This window comes from Ottowia sp., from assembly GCF_047975795.1.
Classification (GTDB): domain Bacteria; phylum Pseudomonadota; class Gammaproteobacteria; order Burkholderiales; family Burkholderiaceae_C; genus Ottowia.
This window is the reverse complement of sequence record NZ_JBKEEE010000087.1, coordinates 1-19,936: the sequence shown is the minus strand read 5'-3', so window position 1 is coordinate 19,936 and position 19,936 is coordinate 1. Positions and strand designations below refer to the sequence as shown.

Annotated in this window: 19 protein-coding genes; 15 read left to right on the top strand and 4 right to left on the bottom strand. The window is 60.0% G+C overall.

The features are described 5' to 3' along the window. Positions 1-119: 119 nt before the first annotated feature. Both ACK5NW_RS13380 and ACK5NW_RS13375 read left to right on the top strand, forming a co-directional pair. On the top strand, positions 120-401 hold the full coding sequence (locus ACK5NW_RS13380; RefSeq protein WP_416928876.1) for a hypothetical protein: 282 nt from the start codon (positions 120-122) through the stop codon (positions 399-401). Positions 402-470: 69 nt separating this feature from the next. After that, on the top strand, positions 471-839 hold the full coding sequence (locus ACK5NW_RS13375; RefSeq protein WP_416928874.1) for a calcium-binding protein: 369 nt from the start codon (positions 471-473) through the stop codon (positions 837-839). A 229-nt stretch (positions 840-1,068) separates the two neighbouring features. Here the strand turns inward: ACK5NW_RS13375 and ACK5NW_RS13370 are convergent, their stop codons facing one another. Together ACK5NW_RS13370 and ACK5NW_RS13365 are read right to left on the bottom strand one after the other, a co-directional pair. Then, on the bottom strand, positions 1,069-2,517 hold the full coding sequence (locus tag ACK5NW_RS13370; protein ID WP_416928872.1) for a coniferyl aldehyde dehydrogenase: 1,449 nt from the start codon (positions 2,515-2,517) through the stop codon (positions 1,069-1,071). 144 nt (positions 2,518-2,661) lie between these two features. Continuing rightward, positions 2,662-3,783, bottom strand: a complete 1,122-nt coding sequence (locus tag ACK5NW_RS13365) for a helix-turn-helix domain-containing protein (RefSeq protein ID WP_416928870.1) — start codon at positions 3,781-3,783, stop codon at positions 2,662-2,664. Positions 3,784-3,956: 173 nt separating this feature from the next. Here ACK5NW_RS13365 and ACK5NW_RS13360 point away from each other — a divergent pair, with 173 nt between their 5' ends. The 11 genes from ACK5NW_RS13360 to ispF all read left to right on the top strand — a co-directional run bounded on the left by ACK5NW_RS13360 (position 3,957) and on the right by ispF (position 16,060). Beyond that, positions 3,957-4,523 (top strand): hypothetical protein, encoded by a 567-nt coding sequence (locus tag ACK5NW_RS13360; protein WP_416928868.1) that lies wholly within the window; start codon positions 3,957-3,959, stop codon positions 4,521-4,523. A gap of 21 nt (positions 4,524-4,544) precedes the next feature. Next, the gene (locus ACK5NW_RS13355) at positions 4,545-6,122 is read left to right on the top strand and encodes a GMC family oxidoreductase N-terminal domain-containing protein (RefSeq protein ID WP_416928866.1); all 1,578 of its coding nucleotides are present in this window, start codon (positions 4,545-4,547) and stop codon (positions 6,120-6,122) included. A 69-nt stretch (positions 6,123-6,191) separates the two neighbouring features. Further along, positions 6,192-8,153 carry an alkyl/aryl-sulfatase gene (locus tag ACK5NW_RS13350; RefSeq protein ID WP_416928864.1) on the top strand — a complete coding sequence of 654 codons (1,962 nt, stop codon included), beginning with the start codon at positions 6,192-6,194 and terminating at the stop codon, positions 8,151-8,153. Between the two features lie 35 nt (positions 8,154-8,188). Continuing rightward, positions 8,189-9,829: an AMP-binding protein gene (locus ACK5NW_RS13345; RefSeq protein WP_416928862.1), complete on the top strand. Its 1,641-nt coding sequence runs from the start codon at positions 8,189-8,191 to the stop codon at positions 9,827-9,829. A 221-nt stretch (positions 9,830-10,050) separates the two neighbouring features. After that, positions 10,051-10,830 carry a 5'/3'-nucleotidase SurE gene (surE, locus tag ACK5NW_RS13340; protein WP_416928860.1) on the top strand — a complete coding sequence of 260 codons (780 nt, stop codon included), beginning with the start codon at positions 10,051-10,053 and terminating at the stop codon, positions 10,828-10,830. Next, complete coding sequence (locus ACK5NW_RS13335; protein WP_416928858.1) at positions 10,830-11,666, top strand: protein-L-isoaspartate(D-aspartate) O-methyltransferase; 837 nt, start codon at positions 10,830-10,832, stop codon at positions 11,664-11,666. The genes surE and ACK5NW_RS13335 overlap by 1 nt, the downstream gene beginning before the upstream one ends. Positions 11,667-11,685: 19 nt before the next feature. Continuing rightward, positions 11,686-12,591, top strand: a complete 906-nt coding sequence (locus ACK5NW_RS13330) for a peptidoglycan DD-metalloendopeptidase family protein (RefSeq protein WP_416928856.1) — start codon at positions 11,686-11,688, stop codon at positions 12,589-12,591. Positions 12,592-12,782: 191 nt separating this feature from the next. After that, positions 12,783-14,291 (top strand): 23S rRNA (uracil(1939)-C(5))-methyltransferase RlmD, encoded by a 1,509-nt coding sequence (gene rlmD, locus ACK5NW_RS13325; RefSeq protein ID WP_416928854.1) that lies wholly within the window; start codon positions 12,783-12,785, stop codon positions 14,289-14,291. A 55-nt stretch (positions 14,292-14,346) separates the two neighbouring features. Continuing rightward, positions 14,347-14,847, top strand: a complete 501-nt coding sequence (locus ACK5NW_RS13320) for a YcxB family protein (RefSeq protein WP_416928852.1) — start codon at positions 14,347-14,349, stop codon at positions 14,845-14,847. Next, entirely contained in the window at positions 14,844-15,566 is a 723-nt protein-coding gene (gene ispD / locus ACK5NW_RS13315) for a 2-C-methyl-D-erythritol 4-phosphate cytidylyltransferase (protein ID WP_416928850.1), read from the top strand. Before ACK5NW_RS13320 ends, ispD begins: the two co-directional genes overlap by 4 nt. Next, positions 15,563-16,060, top strand: coding sequence for a 2-C-methyl-D-erythritol 2,4-cyclodiphosphate synthase (gene ispF / locus ACK5NW_RS13310; protein WP_416928848.1), 498 nt, complete (start codon positions 15,563-15,565; stop codon positions 16,058-16,060). The genes ispD and ispF overlap by 4 nt, the downstream gene beginning before the upstream one ends. A gap of 56 nt (positions 16,061-16,116) precedes the next feature. On the opposite strand, the gene ACK5NW_RS13305 is transcribed toward ispF, so the two are convergent. Then, positions 16,117-17,526 carry an ATP-binding protein gene (locus ACK5NW_RS13305; RefSeq protein WP_416928878.1) on the bottom strand — a complete coding sequence of 470 codons (1,410 nt, stop codon included), beginning with the start codon at positions 17,524-17,526 and terminating at the stop codon, positions 16,117-16,119. A 135-nt stretch (positions 17,527-17,661) separates the two neighbouring features. After that, entirely contained in the window at positions 17,662-18,393 is a 732-nt protein-coding gene (ompR, locus tag ACK5NW_RS13300; RefSeq protein WP_416928846.1) for a two-component system response regulator OmpR, read from the bottom strand. A 177-nt stretch (positions 18,394-18,570) separates the two neighbouring features. Between ompR and ACK5NW_RS13295 the strand changes: the two genes are divergently transcribed. Further along, positions 18,571-18,903, top strand: coding sequence for a hypothetical protein (locus tag ACK5NW_RS13295; protein ID WP_416928844.1), 333 nt, complete (start codon positions 18,571-18,573; stop codon positions 18,901-18,903). Between the two features lie 133 nt (positions 18,904-19,036). Beyond that, entirely contained in the window at positions 19,037-19,792 is a 756-nt protein-coding gene (locus tag ACK5NW_RS13290; RefSeq protein WP_416928842.1) for an SIMPL domain-containing protein, read from the top strand. Positions 19,793-19,936: the final 144 nt, after the last annotated feature.

The following is a 19,936-nucleotide window of genomic DNA, read 5'->3' as shown; positions in this document are numbered from 1 at the left end:
CGCTTGCGCGTGCGTTTGGCTGCAAGCTCGAATCCAGTGGTGGCAAGGCTTGTCTGTTGCATCGCTCCACTGTCTCAGATCAGGCCGTCATGGGGCTGACTTTTGCAGACCTTCCTTAGATGTCCTCCCAATACCCACTCAAAGCCAACGACGTGAAGGGCCGTCCCCTCGTGGTTGGTGACTGGGTTCGGGTCGCGGTGCTCCCCGACATTGCTGCCCTGGATCGGCACGCCAAGCGCGCATTTTGCTTCGCCCTTGGCAAGACGTTTCGGATCGACAGCTTCGACCGGTACGGTCACGCCGAGCTCGATCTCTCACGCAAGCTTGGTTCCTTTGAGACCATCTGGGTTGAACCAGCGTTTCTCTCGCGTTCACGAGCCGTTCGGCGAACGGACATCTAACTATGTGTTGCAGCCGACCGCGCGGCTGAACACGGTCGTTAGCCATTAGAAAAGACTACTGTGGCGCGCATGAAAGAGCAACCTAAGCGCGAAGATCGAATCCTCTTCCAAATTGTTGTGGATGCCTATGGCACATCCGAACGTGCAATGGGCTGGTACTGCTATCTTGAAGACAAGCTCAAGTTTCCCTTCGCGGCGAACTGCGTTTCATCGCGAATCACATCGCCACTCGACGTTGGCAGTCAGGTCGAAGTTTTTGGTTTGGCACCGGAAGACGATTGCATGCTTGAGATTTTCGTGCTCATACGATACGGAAGCACGAAGAAGTTCAAGCTGGCAGTTCCGTTGGCCCAATTGCAGTGCCTCTCACACAACGAAGAAACCTGTCAGGCGGTTGAAGACTGGCACTACTGGGTCGCACGAGGTTATGTGTATTGAGGCCAGTGCAAGGTTGAGGCCATTTGCAGAGGAAATCGAGGGCATATCAAAATACCCAAGTGTGGGGTGGTGCTGTGGCTGAACAAGAAGACGGCCAGCCTGCGCACCGACGATGGCCAGCACTGGAAAATGTCGCCGCAGCTGTTACGCAAGATGCCATAAAAAAGAGGCTGATGCTGCGTTGATGCAGCATCAGCCTTGCACGAGTTAATGGCGATTCAGAGGCTAATCAACCGCGCAGCTTGATCAGCAGGTTCATGATGCCCAACGCTTTTTTGTTGGCAAAGGGGGGCTGGAACATCATCTGGATGGTGGAGAACGGGGCCTGGTAGTAGACCGGGCGCAATTTGGAGAAGGTGACGAAGCCTTCGTAGCCGTGGTAGTGCCCCATGCCGCTGGCGCCGACACCGCCAAAGGGCAGATCGTGCTGGGCCACGTGCAGGATACCTTCGTTGATCGACACGCCGCCCGACATGGTGCGGTTGATGAACAGGTTTTGCAGGCGCTTGTCGTTGGTGAAGGGGTAAACCGCCAGCGGCCTGTCGCGCGAGTTGATGTAGCGCAGTACTTCTTCAGGATCGCGGTAGGTCAGCACCGGCAGGATGGGGCCGAAAATCTCGCGTTGCAACACAGTCATCTCAGGGTTGCCGTTGAGCACCAGATGGGGGGCGAATTTGCGCTTGGCTGCATCGGGTGTGGCTGATGCCAGGTTGACCAAAGTGGCACCTTTGGACTGTGCGTCGGCCAGCGCGTCGAGCAGGCGCTGGTAGGCGCGTTCATCAATGATGGAGGTGAAGTCGGGGCCGTTGATGTCTGGGTAGCGTTCAGCCACCAAGCGTTTGGCTTCGGCCACGAATTCGTCTACCTTGCCTTCGGGCAGGAATACGTAGTCGATGGTGGTGCAGATTTGCCCGGCGTTGAGCAGCTTGAGCCACATGATGCGTTCGGCGGCCGTCTTGATGGAATAGTCGGCTCCGACGATGGCGGGCGATTTGCCGCCCAGCTCCAGCGTGACCGGGGTCAGGTTACGCGCGGCATTGGCCATGACGGCGCGCCCAGTCTGGCCAGAGCCGGTGAAGATGATGTGGTCAAACGGCAGGGTGCTGAAGGCGGGGCCGCGACCGCCGCCGTCTTCAAAAAAGGCCAGCTTGTCGCGTGGGAAATATTTGGGGCTGAGTTCTTGCAGGGTGCGCGCCAAGTGGTTGGAGTTTTCCGACATCTTGATCATGGCGCGGTTGCCAGCGGCGAAGATGCAAGTGAGCGGCGCAATCGATAGATTGAGTGGGAAGTTCCATGGCACGATGACCCCCACAACGCCCAGCGGCTGCGGAATCAGGCGGTTTTTGGCCAGCGGGTACATCATGGCATCGACGTGCCGCTTCATCGGCTTCATCCAGCTTTTGAGCTGCTTGATGGTGTCGCGGATGCCGTCGAGCACGACGAAGAATTCGCTGAACAGGGTTTCAAACTCAGAGCGGTTGCCGTAGTCGCGGTTGATGGCTTCGACCAGCGCGGTTTGGTTTTCTCGAACCATGCGTCCCAAGGCCTTGAGGTCGGCCACGCGCTCGCTGTAGCTGGGGTTGGGGTTGGCCAGATAAGCCTGGCGTTGCAATTCCAGTGTGCTTGAAAATTCTTCAGGAACTTGCACAGCCATTTGCATGGGATCGACGGCGTTCATGGTTTGTCTCCGTGTGTTGGTGTTGTGTATATAGCCAATGTCAAGCCGACATCAGCATGGGGTAGCCGAACCATCCTAGAGGCGATCTGAGTCGAGGTAAAGGACGCACACTGTCAGCCATCGGACACTGGCTGACAGGGGCGGTCAGTGGGCGATGGTGTTGACGGTGGTGTCGCTGGGGACCACGGGCGTTTGATGTTGATGGGCAAACTCGGCGGGCGACAGGCCGGTCCAGCGTCTGAACGCGCGGCGAAAGCTGCGGGCATCTGACAGGCCAATGGATGCGGAAATGGCTTCGCTGGAAGCGCCTTGCTTGAGCATCCGGATGGAGCGGTTGAGGCGGTCTTGATCCAGCAACTGCGAGTAATCAATGCCTTCGCGCACCAGCATGCGGTGCAGGGTGCGCAGGCTGACGTGCATGTCGCTGGCAATGTCTTCCAGCTTGAGCAGTTGCCCATTGGCACCAAACAGGCGGGCCAGCAAAGTGGTTTGACCGTTGAGGCCAGTGGCGTGCGCCTCTTGCTCGCACAGCGCTTCCCAGTAGTTGCACGCAATGGGGTCGTAGTCGGGGTTGCGAACGTCCAGTATTTGGCTGGGAAAGACCATGCGCGCGACTTTGGCGCTGCCGATGACGGGCGCTTTCAACAACCGAGCCAATTGACCGATCAGGGCGGGATCGCTGCAGGGGATTTCGACCCGGGTCAAAGCAAACTGATCGCCACAAAAGACTTGCAGCACGTTGATGTTGGTCAGCAGATGGTCGATTTCGAGAAAGCTGCTGCACTCGGCATCGTCAAACAAAAGCGGTGACTCGATGGCACTGACTTCGGGTTCACCTGCGTTGGGCACAAAAGCATGGGCCATCAACGAACCGGCCAGTAACTGGTGACGCAGGCCAAATTCAATGACGGCGCGGGCGGTTGGCTGGGTCGCCACCGCTGGGCCAAGCATGCCCAGTTGCTGGATCGATTTGTAGCTGCCGGTTTCGCATGCCAGAGCCAGCCCGCCATGACGATGCACGGCGCGTGCCACGGCTTCGCGAATCCGGATGTAGCTCAGGCGGTCTTGAGGTGCGTTCCAGGTGCCAAACAAATCATGGGCTGACCAGCCCACACCACGTGCCCAGGCCAGAACGCCGGTCATGCTGTGAATGGGAAAAACCGGATCGTCGACCGACACGAAGCGGCGTGATGCGGGTTTGCCCGTATCCGCGTGCTCTGTGGCAACCGAAGTCCCCCTAACTGGCATTCGATGTCCTTCATTCATGGTGGTCGACTATCTATTCTTTCATGATCGTTTGGCCAAACGCTTTGGCGTGCCTTGCGATGCGATCAATTCACCCACTATATGGGGTTTTTACTGCCAACGAACTTGGTAGTTGCACCAGTGGTCTTTGTGAGTGGATTGGCGCGATAAACGAATAAAAGCAGGAGACAAATGTGACCAGTAAATACGCACTGGAGCGCTCGCGGCGTTCTTTTCTCAAAACTGGAGCGGTGTCGCTGGCCCTGATTGGCGCTGGCGGTTGGGTGGCCAGCCACTTTACCGACAAAGGGGCTGCCGTGGTCTACCCCGATGCCAAGCTGCTCGGCGCACAAGCCCAGACCATGCTGGCCAAGCTGGCCGATGCCGTGCTCGACGGCGCATTGCCTACCGAGGCTGAGGCGCGCCAGGCCGAAATTGTGCGCGTAGTGGCCACGGCTGATGCATCGCTGCAAGCGTTGCCGCCGCATATTCAAAAAGAAACCCAGGATTTGCTGGTGATGCTGGGCGTGGCCCCCACCCGGGCGCTGTTGATTGGCCAATGGTCAGGCTGGGCCAATGCCAGCCGCGAGCAGGTGGGGCAAACATTCTCCAGTCTGCGCAATTCTTCCGTTGATTTGCGCCGGGCGGTGTACATGGGGCTGCGCGATTTGGTGGCCAGTTGTTACTACGCCAGCCCGACCACCTGGGAGTCAGTGGGCTACCCCGGCCCGTTGCTGCATGGCCCCGGCGTTGAAGTTTAAAAAGGGATGGAGAGCACCCACATGAAAAACCGCATTACATACAATGGATCCACCCTTGAGCAAGACCTGACGCTGGACGCTGACGTGGTGATCGTCGGCACGGGCGCTGGCGGCGGCGTGACTGCCGAAATCCTGACGCAGGCCGGACTCAAGGTGGTCATGCTGGAGAAAGGGCCTTACCACACAGCCAAGACCTTTTCGCAGAACGAGGCCGAAGCCTTCCCCATGCTGTACATGGACTCCGGCGCGCAGTACACCAAGGACAAAGGCATGGTGGTGCTGCAAGGCCGTAACGTGGGTGGCGGCACCACGGTGAATTGGACGACCAGCTTCCGCACGCCTGATTACACGCTGAAGTTTTGGGTTGATAAATACGGAGCCAAGAGTTTTGATGAGGCTGCCATGGTGCCCCATTTTGAGGCCGTGGAAAAGCGCTTGAATGTCCACAAATGGACCGAAGCGCCACCCAACGAAAATAATTCCTTGCTGGGCCGTGGCTGCGAAAAATTGGGCTTCGAGGCCGAGATCATCCGGCGCAATGTCAATGGTTGCGCCAACTCAGGGTTGTGCGGCCTGGGTTGCCCCATCAACGCCAAGCAGGGCATGATGGTGACGACCATTCCCAGCGCGCTCGATCAAGGGGCAACGCTGGTGTACTGCGCTGAAGCCAACCAGATTCTGCACGACGGTAAGCGCACGACCGGTGTTGAGGCGCTGGCCATGGATCCGCTGGGGCAGGTGCCTACCGGAAAGAAGGTTCGTGTCAACGCCAAACACGTGGTGGTTTCTGCGGGTGCGATCCGTTCACCCGCCTTGCTGATGCGCTCCAAGGTGCCAGATACATCTGGCAAGACCGGCAAGCGCACCTTCTTGCACCCGGTGGCGACCACTGTGGCGCACATGCCTGAAGTGGTCAACGGTTTTCATGGCGCGCCTCACTCGATGTATTCGTCGCATTACGCGTTGCACGAGGGCAAGGTCAACGGCACATCGCGCATGGGCTACAAGCTGGAGGCCATGCCAGCCACGGTGATGCTGCTGGCATCCCTGGTGAACAAGGGCTTTGGACAAGCCAGTGCCGAGATGATGAAAACCTTGCCGTACCTGCACATCATTGACGCCTTGCACCGCGACGGCTTCAATGACCACGAGGATGGCGGCACGGTGGAAATTTCTGGCGACATTGGCGTCACCATAGATTATCCATTGACCGATTTTGTGATGAAGAGCCTGGTGGATGCCACCGTAGAGCTGGCAGAAATCCAGTTTGCCGCAGGGGCGCAAACCGTGATACCCATGCACCTGAATGCAGAGCCGCTCAAAACTCTGGATGCCGTGCGCGAATGGGCCAAAACAGCGCCGATGGGGGTGTTGCGTTTGCTGGGCGGGTCGGCACACGTCATGGGCGGGTGCCAGTTGGGCACTTCAGACAGCAACTCGGTGGTCAACGAATGGGGGCGTCACCACGCCATTGAAAACCTGACGGTGATCGATGGCTCGATATTCCCCACCTCGATAGGCTTGAACCCGCAGCTCAGTATCTACGGCATGGCGCACAAAAACGCGACCGCGCTGGCCAAAGAGCTGACAAACAGCTAACTCCTTTTTCTTTCTCGTTTAAAAACCGGCACTGGCTGTACGCGGCGGTGCAAACCATGGAGACTCTAAATGAAGCGACCCGCATTTTCTCGATTGTTCCTGGCGACAACGCTGGCTGTGACGGCCATGGGCGTGGCAGCGCAAGACCTGCGCAAGCCCGCCAGCTCCTTCACGGCACAGGCCAACAAGGCCGTTGGCCAAGCCTACGATCTGAACAATCAGAAAGACTTCGAGGCCGCCAGCCGTGGCTTTGTGGCGCGCATGCCGGATGGGCAGATCAAGACCGCCAATGGCGATCTGGTGTGGGACATCAACCGCTACGACTTTGTCAAAGATGCCGCGCCAGACAGTGTGAACCCCAGCATGTGGCGCCAGAGCAAGCTCAACGGCAACACCGGTCTGTTCAAAGTGACCGAAGGCATCTGGCAGGTGCGCGGTTACGACGTGTCGAACATGACGCTGGTTTCGGGCAAGAACGGCTGGATCATCATTGATCCGCTCACTTCCGCCGAAGTGGCCAAGGCCACGCTGGATTTCGCCATGGAACACCTGGGCAAACGCCCGGTGACGGCCGTGATCTACACCCACAGCCACGCCGACCACTTTGGCGGCGTGCGGGGCGTGGTGGACGAGGCTGACGTGAAATCAGGCAAGGTGCCCATCATCGCGCCTGAAGGCTTCATGGAAGAAGCCGTGGCCGAGTTTGTCATCGCAGGCAATGCCATGACCCGGCGTGTTCACTACATGTACGGCACACCCTTGCCCGCCGATGAGCGCGGCAACGTGGGTATTGGCCTGGGCAAGACCGTCAGCGTCGGCACACTGGGCCTGATTGCGCCAACCGATATCGTGACCAAGACTGGTGAAGAGCGTGTGGTGGACGGCGTGCGCATCGTGTTCCAGATGGCCAATGGCTCTGAGGCACCGTCCGAGTTCAACTTTTATTTCCCTGACTTCAAAGCCCTGTGCATGTCTGAGGTTGTTTCAGCCCACATGCACAACGTGTACACCTTGCGGGGAACCAAAACACGTGACGCGCTGGCCTGGAGCAAATACATCAACGAAATGATTGATGTGTTCCCGGATGCTGAAATTGCATTCCGCAGCCACCACTGGCCCGTATGGGGCAAGGGCGATATTCGCAACCATTTGGTCAATCAACGCGACATGTACCGCTTCTTGCATGACCGTGCCATGAACATGGCCAACAAGGGTAAGAAAATGGGGGAGTTGGGCAACGAGACCTTCATGCCCAAGGGGTTGGCCAACGACTTCACCACGCACGGCTATTACGGCTCGCTCAGCCACAACCTGCGTGCCGTCTATAACTTCTACCTGGGTTATTACGACAGCAACCCAGCGACGCTGAACCCGCATACTCCTGTGGAGTCAGCCAAGCGTTATGTCCAAGCGTTTGGGGGTGTGCCAGCGATCATGGGCAAAGCCAAGGCCGCTATGGACAAAGGCGACTATCGTTGGGCGGCCGAGTTGAACAACCATGCTGTGATGGCCGAGCCAGGCAATGAAAAGGCGCGCTTTTTGCAAGCTGACATCCTGGAGCAGATGGGTTATCAGGCCGAAGCAGGCCCATGGCGCAACAACTACCTGACCGGCGCGCAAGAGTTGCGCCAGGGTGCCAAGCCTTCGCACCTGTCGGCCCAAGGGCCGGACGCCATCAACGCGCTGACGCTGGACATGATTTTTGACTTCATCGCCGTGCGCATGAACCATCAAAAATCCGATGGCCAAAACGTGGGTGTACAGATGAACTTCACCGACCAGAACGAAACTTATGCGCTGGAGCTGTCGAACTCGGTGCTCAACCACACCAAAGGGCGCAAACTGGCTTCACCCAACGTGGCGTTGACGCTGACTCGTCCTACATTCATGAAAATGCTGCTGGGTGGCGTGCCATTGCCCAAGCTGATTGAAGCTGGCGAGATCAAAGTGGATGGCGATCCCAAGGCACTGGGGGCTATTTTTGCCAACATGGACAAGTTCACCCCGCTGTTCAACATTGTCACGCCCTGAGGCCAATTGAGTTCATACTACAAAGGAGATCGAAAATGACAGACCGTTTCTGGTCAGCGGCCTACAAAAAATACGGTATCAGCCCCGAGGCACCCAAGCCACCGTTTCCCACCGTTACGGAGTTGCTGGATGCAGCCATGGCGAAATTTGCCGACAAACCGGCCTTCCACGCTTTTGGCCAAACGCTGACCTATGCTGATGTGGATCGCCAGTCGGCGGCGTTTGCTGCCTGGTTACAAACCAAGCTGGGTGTGAAAAAGGGTGATCGCATTGCGGTGATGATGCCCAACTTCATGGCTTTTCCGATCGCGTTTCTGGGCATCGTGCGCGCCGGTGCGGTGCAAGTCAGCGTTAATCCGTTGTATACGCCGCGTGAGCTGGAGCACCAGCTCAACGATTCGGGCAGCGAAGCCATTTTGATTTTTAATGGTTCGTCACCTACGCTGGCCGAAATCGTGGGTAAAACCAAGGTCAGAACCGTGATCACCGTGGCTCCTGGCGACGGCACCAGCGCTGATCTGCCTGCACCGCCAGTGGACGCGCGCCTGACGGGCACCATTTCTTTCAGCGAAGCGTTGAAAGAAGGGGCCACGATGAAGCGCACGCCTGTGGCCTTGAAAGGCGAAGACTTGCTGTTTTTGCAGTACACGGGCGGCACCACGGGCTTTTCCAAAGGCGCTTCGCTGTCACACCACAACCTGGTCAGCAACGTGGAGCAGTTCAAGTCGTTCATGCGCTCGGGCACGCGTGAAGGGCAGGAGACCATCGTCACGGCCATTCCGCTGTACCACATCTTCGCGTTGATGGTGAACTTCATCACCTATTTCTCGATTGGATCTGAAAACTGGCTGGTGGCCAACCCGCGGGATATGGATGGGTTTATTGACGTGATGGCGCAGGCCAAGCCCACCGTGTTCATGGGTGTGAATACACTTTACGCTGGTTTGGTGGCGCACCCGAAATTGAAAGAAGTCGATTTCTCACGCCTGATTCTGTGCGGCGGCGGCGGCGCTGCGGTGGTGCCAGAAACGTCCCAAAAATGGAAGGAGGTTACCGGCAACTTCATCCGCGAAGGCTACGGCTTGTCAGAGACCGGCCCGGTGCTGACTTTCAACCCGGAAATGATCGAAACTTTCAGTCAAAGCACTGGCTTGCCCGTGCCCGGCACCGAGATCATCTTGCTGGACGACAGCGACAACGTGGTCACAGAGCAAGGTGGTGTGGGTGAAATTTGCGCCGCAGGCCCGCAAATCATGTCGGGCTACTGGAATCAGCCAGAGGCCAATCAGGCCGCGTTCACCAAAGACGGCTACTTCCGCACTGGCGACATTGGCTACTTCAACGAGAACGGCTTTTTGTGCATTGCCGACCGCAAGAAGGACATGGTGCTGGTTTCGGGCTTCAACGTGTTCCCCAACGAGGTTGAGGCTGTCGCCAGCGCGGTGCCAGGTGTTCTGGAGTGCGCATGTACTGGCGTGCCGGATGAAAAGACCGGCGAAGCCGTGCGCATGTTCATCGTCAAGATGCCTGGTGCCACGGTGACCGAAGCGGCGGTGATTGAGCATTGCCGCAAAGAACTGGCCGCCTACAAGGTGCCCAAACAAGTGGTCTTTGTGGAAGCGCTGCCCAAGAGTACGGTGGGCAAAATTTTGCGCCGCGAGCTGCGCAAGATGTGAGTTGACGCTTCGGCAGGGCCGGTACCTCGGCCATGCAGCCTGCCTGGATTGGCGTCCAGGCAGGTTTTTTTGTGTCTAAACGCGGTGCCTCAACTCATGGCGAGAGAACAAGACGGGTAGGGGCAAGAGCATTATCAAGAGATCAATGCTGAGTATTTTGTACGCAAACACGCAAGCGCAGCGCCCCTACAATCGGTTGCAACTTTGGCCACTTTGACTTCATGAACATTTTGCTCAGCAACGACGATGGCTTTCAGGCACCCGGCATCGTGGCGTTGTGCCGCGTGCTGCGGGCGCTGCCGGGTGTTCGGGTGGAAGTGGTGGCCCCTGAGCACAACAACAGCGCCAAGTCGAATGCGCTGACGCTGCATGCGCCGCTGTATGTGCACCAGGCTGAAAATGGTTTTCGCTACGTCAATGGCACGCCTGCCGACTGCGTGCACATTGCGTTGACGGGCTTGCTGGATTACCGGCCTGACTTGGTGGTGTCGGGCATTAACAATGGTGCCAACATGGGTGACGACACCATTTATTCCGGCACGGTGGGCGCGGCGATGGAAGGCTATCTGTTTGGTATTCCGGCCATTGCGTTTTCGCAAATTGAAAAAGGCTGGGAGCACCTGGATGCGGCTGCTGCGGTGGCCGCACAACTGGTGTCGCAGATCGGTGGTCACCAACTCGACGGCGGCAAGCCCTGGTTGCTGAACGTCAACATTCCCAATCTGCCGCAGGGCCAGATCAAGCCGCCGCGCATTTGCAGGCTGGGCCGCCGCCATGCGGCCGAGAAAGTCATCACCATGCCCAGCCCGCGTGGCGAGACGATGTACTGGATTGGCGGCGCAGGCCCGGCGGCGGATGCGGCCGAGGGGACTGATTTTCATGCCACAGCCGAAGGCCATGTAGCCATCACGCCGCTGAAGGTGGACTTGACTGACCACGAAACGCTCGGCTATTGGTCGCAAGGCTTGCAGCATCTGCTGGCGGGCAGCGGGGCTGATTGATGGCAACACCCCCGCAACGGCCCGGTTTTCCGGTGCGTCTGGATCTGGGGCAGGGTGCCAAGTCTGTCGGCGGGGCGGTGCCGCGTGTGGGTGCGGGTGTGGTGGCCCAGCCGCGTCCAAATATCCCGTCGCCACGTCCAGGGGCTGTGCCGAGCAGTGGCACTGCCCTGCCTTCACAAGCGCGTGACAGCATTCCAGCACGCGCGCGCATGGTGCAGATGCTATCGGCTGAAGGCATCCGCGATGTGCAGGTGCTGCGCGCCATGGGGGCGGTGGATCGACATGGGTTTGTCGATTCGGCATTGGCGGCGCAAGCCTATGAAGACACGGCCTTGCCCATTGGCCTGGGGCAAACCATCTCCAGGCCAAGTGTCGTGGCGCGCATGGTCGAATTGCTGATGCAAGGCGGCTTGTGCGGCGAAGATGGCCGCCTGGGCCGTGTGCTGGACATTGGCACCGGCTGCGGTTACCAAGCCGTGGTGTTGGGCCAGTTGGCCGTTGAGGTCTACAGCATCGAGCGCCTGCGCGATCTGCACGAAAAAGCGCGTGCCAATCTGCGCCCCTTGCGGGTGAGCAACGTGCACCTGATTTTGGGTGACGGCATGGCCGGTTTTGCCAAGGGCGCGCCCTATGCGGGCATCATTGCCGCCGCCGGAGGCGATGCGGTGCCCGATGCCTGGGTGGAGCAACTGGCCTTTGGCGGGCGCATCGTTGCACCGGTGAGCACCGCAGGTGGCCAGCAGGCGTTGATCGTGATCGATAAATCCCGTCAAGGCGTGCAGCAGACGGTGCTCGAGACAGTCAACTTTGTGCCCTTAAAATCAGGGCTTGCGTAATGCGTAAGGGAAGATATTTATGCAAGTAACCGGTCGCAAGACTTGGGTTTTGACGGCCTTGGTGGCCGCAGTGGTGCTGTCGGCCTGTTCGTCCACGGCAGTCAATCGCGCGCCGGTGGAAGACCGCGGCATGAGCGCAGGCACCGCCAATGGGCGCACGCCGGTCGATCCGGCCACGCTGCCCGGCGCTGAAAACGCGGGCAAGCCTGGCTATTACACGGTGCGCCAGGGCGACACCATCATGAAGATTGCGACCGAGGTCAACCAGCCCTGGCGCGACATTGGCCGCTGGAACAATCTGGAAAACCCCAACGTGATTGAAGTGGGGCAGGTGCTGCGGGTGGTGCCGCCTACGGGTGCCGCTGCCACGACGGTGGCGGCAACGTCCACCGAGCCGGTGCGCACGGCCAGCACGTCATCGGCCAGCACACCGGCCAAGAGCAATGGCGCAACCTCGGCCGCCACGTCTTCGTCCAGCAGCTCGACACCGGTAGCCACTCAAACTACATCCAGCACGTCCAGCACCAGCTCTTCCACACCGCCATCGGCTGGCGCGGATGATGTGGATTTCATCTGGCCTGCCAGTGGTTCGGTGCTGACCGGGTTTGACGAGGTCAAGAACAAGGGGCTGGCCATTGGCGGCAAGGCGGGCGATTCGGTGCTGGCCGCGGCCGATGGCCGCGTGGTGTACGCCGGTGCGGGCCTGCGCGGTTATGGCAATCTGGTCATTCTCAAGCACAACAACACGTTCCTGACGGCTTACGCCCATAACCAGACGCTGCTGGTCAAGGAAGACCAGAGTGTGAAAAAAGGCCAGAAAATCGCTGAAATGGGTTCTACCGACGCTGACCGCGTGAAGCTGCATTTTGAGATTCGCCGCTCGGGTAAACCGGTCGATCCGGCGCGTTACCTGCCGAGTCGGTAACACCCCTTAAGCTTTGCGGGTATTGCCCTGTGACGTCACTCCCTCAAGGGGGCGCGCCCGGTGTTCGAGCTGAACCCGGCCACGGGTGCTGCTGATTTGGCTTGTTCCTCAGCCATTCGACAGTAGGCGACAACTCTTTATTTTGCAGCTGCTTGCGCTTATTTGATAAGCGCTGAAGGCCCATTTAACCCATGAACCCCGAGTCTGACGCTGCCCGCCCTGACGTGGATCTGCCCGAAGGCTGGCTGCACGTCGACTCGCTCGACATCGAAGCGCAGGGTATTGCCCGCCGCCCGGACGGCAAGGTGGTGTTCATCGATGGCGCGCTGACCGGCGAGCTGGTGTCGGCCAACGTGCATCGCCGTAAAAACACTTGGGAAGGGGCCACGTTGGTGGCCGTACACCGTCCAAGCAGCCAGCGCGTGCGCCCGCGTTGCCCGCATTTCGGCTTGCACCAGGGAGCCTGCGGCGGCTGCAAGATGCAGCATCTGGAGCCATCTGCACAGGTTGCCGTCAAACAGCGCGCGCTGGAAGACAACCTGTGGCATCTGGGCAAGGTCAAGCCCGATCTGATGCTGCGCCCCATCGAAGGCCCGGCCTGGGGCTACCGCTATCGCGCGCGCCTGTCGGTGCGTGATGTGATTAAAAAGGGTGAGGTGCTGATCGGCTTTCACGAACGCAAAAGCCGCTACGTGGCCGATATGCGCGAATGTCCGGTGCTGCCCCCGCACGTGAGTGCGCTGCTGCTGCCGCTGCGCGAACTCATTAAAGGCATGGAAGCGCGTGAAACCTGCCCGCAGATCGAGCTGGCCTGCGGCGACACAGTGACCGCCTTGGTGTTGCGCCACCTACACCCGCTGTCCGGCGCCGACATGCAGCGCCTGCGGGACTTTGCGGCGGCACATGGCACGCAGCATTCGATTCAGTGGTGGCTGCAACCGAAAGGCCCCGATACCGTGCACTTGCTGGACGAAGGCGGCCCGGAGCTGAACTACGCGCTGCCTGATTTCGGTATCGTCATGCCGTTCAAACCGACCGACTTCACCCAGGTCAACCCGCACATCAACCGCGTGCTGGTCAGCCGTGCACTGCGCTTGCTCAATGCGCAGCGCACTGACCGCGTGATTGACTGGTTTTGCGGCCTGGGCAACTTCACCTTGCCCATTGCCACCCAGGCTGGGCAGGTGCTGGGTATAGAAGGCAGCCCGGCGTTGGTCGAGCGCGCACGCCAAAACTATGCGCAAAACAAAGCTATGGCGCTGGCAAGTCAAGCACTTGCAGCTACTGAATTTGCAGCGCGCAACCTGTTTGACATGACCGCTGCGCAATTGGTGCAAGACGGCAGTGCCGACCGCTGGCTGATCGATCCGCCGCGCGAAGGTGCGTTTGCACTGGTCAAGGCGCTGGCAGCCATTCATCAGGCCCGCCTGCGCGTTGCTGGCCAGGCTGCCCTCATCGAAGACGCCGATGCTGAACCCGCCGAGTTATTGCCTGCCGAGCCATTACCTGTCGGTGCCGAACACTGGCAGCCGCCGCGCCGCATCGTCTACGTCAGTTGCAACCCCGCCACCTTGGCGCGCGATGCGGGCCTGCTGGTGCATCAGGCCGGCTACCGCTGCACGGCGGCGGGCGTGGTGAATATGTTTGCGCATACCGCGCATGTGGAGAGCATCGCGGTATTTGATTTGCAAGCGCTGTGAATACCTACCGCTTATGTATATAAAGCCCGTGCAGCCATGAAACATAAAGTCAATCATGCTTGAGGCGATGCAGGCACGCTACCGCATTACCGAGAGCGACTACGTGCGTGCCGGGGCCTTGTTTGGCCGCTCGCCCAAGTGGTTTTTGGTGCTTGCGGTATTGGCTTTGGTGGTGGCGCTGGCTGCGCTGGCGTGGGGGCCGGGCAGCATGCGCGGGCCGATTTTGGGTGGAATCATGGGCGGCGTGATAGGCGGCAGTTTGCTGACCCAGGTCATCCGCCCCTGGATGCTGCGCCGCCATTATCGGGCCTACAAAGCCATACAGGAAGAGCAAAGCGTGGTCTTTTCGGATACGGGGCTGCAATTCATCTCATCAATGGGCGATGCGCGCCTGTCGTGGGACAAAATTTTGAAATGGCGCTTCAATGCTGACTACGTGCTGGTCTATCCTATGCCACAGCTTTACTACATCGTACCGACTTCAATCGCCACGCAGGGTTTTGACGTCGATCGCCTCAAAGCCGAGCTGGCCTGCCATGTGGGGCCTGCCACATGAGCTGGCCCGGCGCGCCAGTGCCCCGCTGCTTTGCCCTGATTCCTGGTGCAGGCAGCGGCTCGCGTGCAGGCACGGCTGCGCCTAAGCAATACCAGCCGTTGCTGGGGCAACCCTTGGTGCAATACACGCTGGCCGCTTTTGCCGCCGTGCCGCGTATTGCCTGCACGCTGGTCGTAGTGGCCGTGGGCGATACCATTTTGCAACCCAGTGGAAACTCAATTTTAATAGCGGCGTGCGGTGGCCCTACACGCGCTGCCAGCGTTTTTAATGGTCTGAATGCTTTGTGCCAACACGGTGCACAGGCTGATGACTGGGTGCTGGTGCATGACGCCGCGCGTTGCCTGGTCACACCCGCGCAGATCAATACGCTGATCGACGCCTGCCTGCCCGACCCCGTGGGCGGCCTGCTGGCGCTGCCGCTGCCCGATACGTTGAAAAGCGCCAACCCTGAAGGTCGAGTGGCTGCCACGCTTGATCGCGTTGACAAATGGTTGGCGCAAACGCCGCAGATGTTCCGCGTGGGCATGTTGCATGCGGCGCTGGCTTCCCATGCGAACGGTGATTTTGCAGGCATCACGGACGAAGCCAGTGCTGTCGAGGCGGCGGGTCACGCGCCGCTGCTGGTACGCGGCAGCGCGCAAAATTTCAAAGTCACTTACCCTGAAGACTTTGCGCTGGCTGAAAGCGTGCTGAAGTCGCGCCAAGGAGATGTGCTATGACCGATGCTGCCCACCCTCTGCCATTTCGCATCGGCCAAGGCTGGGACGTGCACGCCCTGGTGCCTGGTCGCTCGCTGGTGTTGGGCGGCGTTCAGGTGCCGCACACCCACGGCCTGCTGGGCCATTCGGATGCCGATGTGCTGCTGCACGCTATTACCGACGCGCTGCTGGGTGCTGCCGGGCTGGGTGACATTGGGCGGCACTTTCCGGATACCGATGTGCGCTTCAAAGGGGCCGACTCGGCCACGCTGCTGGCCGAAGCCGCCCGCCGCGTGCGCGACAGCGGCTGGCGCATTGCCAATATCGACAGCACGGTGATCGCACAGGCCCCCAAGCTGGCACCGCACATCACTGCCATGGTGGCGCGCATCGCCCAGGTGCTGAATGTGCAGCCTGTACAGATCAACGTCAAAGCCAAAACGGCTGAACGTCTGGGTCCGGTGGGGCAGGGTGCAGCCATCGAAGCGCTGGCCATAGCGCTATTGTTCAAATAGCTTTGTGCGCTTATGTACCTGTATTTACAGGAGAGCTTGACCAGTAAAAACTGGTTTTAACTGCCCCGCCGTCTTTTCATTAAAGGCGGTTTCGGTGATCGCGCTGGATCCAGGGCACGTTGCAGGCGGATCACGGCCATCAGTCCACCGCTGGGGCTGTTGCCAAACTCCAGCTCGCCACCCATGTTGTGCACCACCTTGACGACGATGGCCAGGCCCAGACCGGTGCCGGTTGCGGCGGTGCGGGCGCTGTCGCCGCGAAAGAAGGGCCGCGTCATATGGTGCAGCATCTCGGGCGGCACGCCAGGGCCATGGTCGCGCACGCGCAGCAGCACCGATTGGTCGTTGGCGGTGGCAGCGATGCGCACGCGGGTGGTGTCGGTGCCAGGGGTTTTACCGTAGCGGCGGGCGTTCTCCAGCAGGTTGGCCAGCACGCGTGATAGCTCAACTTCATCGCCCATCACGCGCAGCTCGGGCGCAATGTCGATTTGCACCCGCATATCTTCACGCAGAGTAAAGGGCAGGGCGCTGACGCGGGCCAGATCGGCCAGCTCCAGCGCTTGCAGGCTCACGTGGTCGGGACGGGCGTAGTCGAGAAACTTCTCGATGATGGTGTCCACCTGGGTGATATCGGCCGCCATGTGCTCACGCGCTTCGGCGTCGGGCACGCTGAGTTCGGTTTCCAGCCGCAGGCGCGCCAGCGGGGTGCGCAAGTCGTGCGAAATACCGGCCAACATCTCGGCGCGGTCATGTTCCAGCTTGGACAACTGATCGGCCATGCGGTTGAAGCCGATGTTGACATCGCGCACCTCGCTGGCACGGGCGGTTTCGTCCAGGCGTTCCAGATAGTCGCCTTCGCGCACGCGGGCCGCCGCCAGCGACAACTGGTGCAATGGCCGATTGATCAGTCGTGCCAGCAAGGCAGCGCCCAGCAGCGAAACCGCCACCAGCGTGGCCAACCAAACCAGCCAGGCACCACCGCCCAGCAGCGCGCCAACGCGCGAGCGGTCCATCAGCAGCCAGTATGAGTCGCCCTCGATGGAAAAACCGACCCACAGGCCCGCTTCGTCATTGACGCTGCTGGCCACCACGGTGCCCGGCCCCAGGCGGGCGATCAGCTCGCTGCTCATGCGCTGCTCCAGCGCGGTTTGGGCAAAAGCCTGGTACTGGTCGCCCGGCTCGTGCGGCAGGATGCGCACCTTTTCCTGATCGGCCAGGGTTTTGATGAGCGAGACGCGGGCAATGGCGTCAGAGTGAATCAGCGCCGCACGCGAGAGATTGACCAATGAGGCAATCTGGCGCGCGTTGTCAATCACGCGCGGTTCGTGCTCCAGTGTGCGAAACAACTGGTACCAGCCGACGGCGCTGCCCAGCAAAAGCAGGCTGAGCCAAAAGAAAGTGCGCCAGAACAGGCTGAGCACGAACGACCGCCGTGCTGGTGCAGGCAGCTCCAGCGCAGAGTGCATGGAGTCGGGCAGTTCTGCCCGCACGGTGGGGGTGTCTTCGTCGGTGTCGGGGTGGGCGGTCATGGTTGTACTGAACAGGGATTCAGCACAGGGTGTGAATCACCTGCGTCGGAGGATGGCGAGGCGGCAGAAATTTCAACTGGCTCCGTCCGGCACAAACACGTAGCCCACGCCCCACACGGTCTGGATATAGCGGGGGCTGGCCGCGTCAGCCTCGATCAGCTTGCGCAGACGCGATACCTGCACGTCCAGGCTGCGGTCGAACGGCTCGAACTCACGTCCACGCGCCAGTTGAGCCAGTTTCTCGCGCGACAGTGGCTGACGCGGGTGGCGCACCAAGGCTTTGAGCATGGCGAATTCGCCCGTGGTGAGCGAGATTTCTTCGCCATTCTTGTGCAACGAGCGCGCGGCCAGATCGAATTGAAACGGGCCAAAGCTGACCGATTCGTTTTCGGATGAAGGTGCACCCGGTGCCTCCACCGGGGGGCGGCGGCGCAGCACGGCAGAAATGCGCGCCAGCAGCTCGCGCGGGTTGAAGGGTTTGCCCAGATAGTCGTCGGCACCGACTTCCAGGCCGACGATGCGGTCGACGTCTTCACCTTTGGCTGTGAGCATGATGATGGGCGTTTTGTCGCCCGCCGCGCGCAGGCGGCGGCAGACCGACAGGCCGTCTTCGCCCGGCATCATCAGATCGAGCACGATCAGATCGACCGTGTCGCGCAGCAGAGTGCGCGACAGGGCCTTGGCGTCTTCGCAGGCCAGTACTTCAAAACCTTCTTGCGTGAGATAGCGGCGCAGCAGGTCGCGGATACGGGCGTCGTCATCGACGATGACGATCTTGTCGGTACGGGGTGTGGGCTGGTTCATGGTGTGTACGGATACAGGAGTCCAATTTGTAACAACGGCATTTTGACTGCGAAAGTGCCCGGAGTTCCGGGTTTTCCCGCCAGACTTTGCACGGTGTTACATCTGTTGCCTCATGGCGCGCCAATATGACCGCTGCATACGCCGCCATTTGCGCAAGCCGTGCGTTAATTGGAAGTCATGAAGTTTGTTGCTGCTGCCCCTTTTTGGACACCCGTGCTGGCCTTGTGGTCGCTGCCCGTGTGGACGCAGCCTATGGTCGAAGCCGCAGGGGCGACGCCCGCTGCGGTTGCTGAACCGCCCGTGGTGGTGCGCAGTGGCTTGTGGCTGGACGTGGAAGCCCATGCCCGCCAACGCAGCGCAGCCGCTTCAGCACCTGCGCTGTTGGACCGACGCTTGACGCCCGAGCAGCGCCAGCAATTGCGTGATCAGATACGCGATCAGGTGCGACGCGCCTCAGCACCACCTGAAGCGCTGCCTGCGCCAGCTGAAACATCGACCGCCTCACGGTAAAAAAACCTGAGAACGCGCAGTGCTGCTGCCACGGTGCACAGGGGCGTGTATCGCAAAGGTATTCTCTTGGCTTTGTGCTCTGTTTGGCGCTTTGCGGGTTGCAAGGCGTCCACACAATTTTTTGAGGCGATCAATGAAATTTCTTCAGACGTATCGAGTTCTATCGGGCGTGGGTTTGATTTTGGTCATGCTGTGGCCAGCAGCCCAGGCTGCACCCGCTGGGGCGCAGTCTGCTGCGAACGCGGCATCTGAGCACGCGTTGCGCAACGTGCTGCAACTGTCGGCCAGTGGACAGGTGGAAGTTCCTCAAGACTTGCTGACGCTCACATTGACCACCAGCCATGAAGGGAGCAGCGCTGCTGCGGTACAGGCTGAATTGAGCCGGGCGGCAGAAGCTGCTTTGACCGAGGTGAAGAAGATGGCACAGCCTGGCCAGATGGACGTGCGCAGCGGCGATTTCAGCGTGTACCCGGTGTACGGACGCGATAACAAGGTCACGGCCTGGCAGGGCCGGGCCGAGGTGGTGCTGAAGGGGCGCGATTTTCCGCGCATTACCCAGGCGGCGGCGCGGGCCGGCGCGATGGCTATTGGACAAGTCAGCTTTGACCTCAGCACCGAGGCACGGCTGAAAGCAGAGTCTGAAGCGCAGGCGCAAGCCATTGATCGCTTCAAGGCCAAAGCGGCTGAAATTGCGCGGCAGTTTGGTTTTGGTGGCCACACACTGCGCGAGGCCAGCGTCAGCAGCGCCGACGGTTGGCTGCCCAGTCGGACGGCAAGATTGAACAAGAGTTCGAAAGTCTCCCTGTCCTCCGCATCGTCACCTGCGCCGATGGAGCCGGGCAAAAGCGTGGTCGAGGTCACCGTCACAGGCAGTGTGCAGGCACATTGACCGCGAAACTTTTTGCTTTGATTTTTAAGGAAGGTCTGCAAAAGTCAGCCCCATGACGGCCTGATCTGAGACAGTGGAGCGATGCAACAGACAAGCCTTGCCACCACTGGATTCGAGCTTGCAGCCAAACGCACGCGCAAGCGT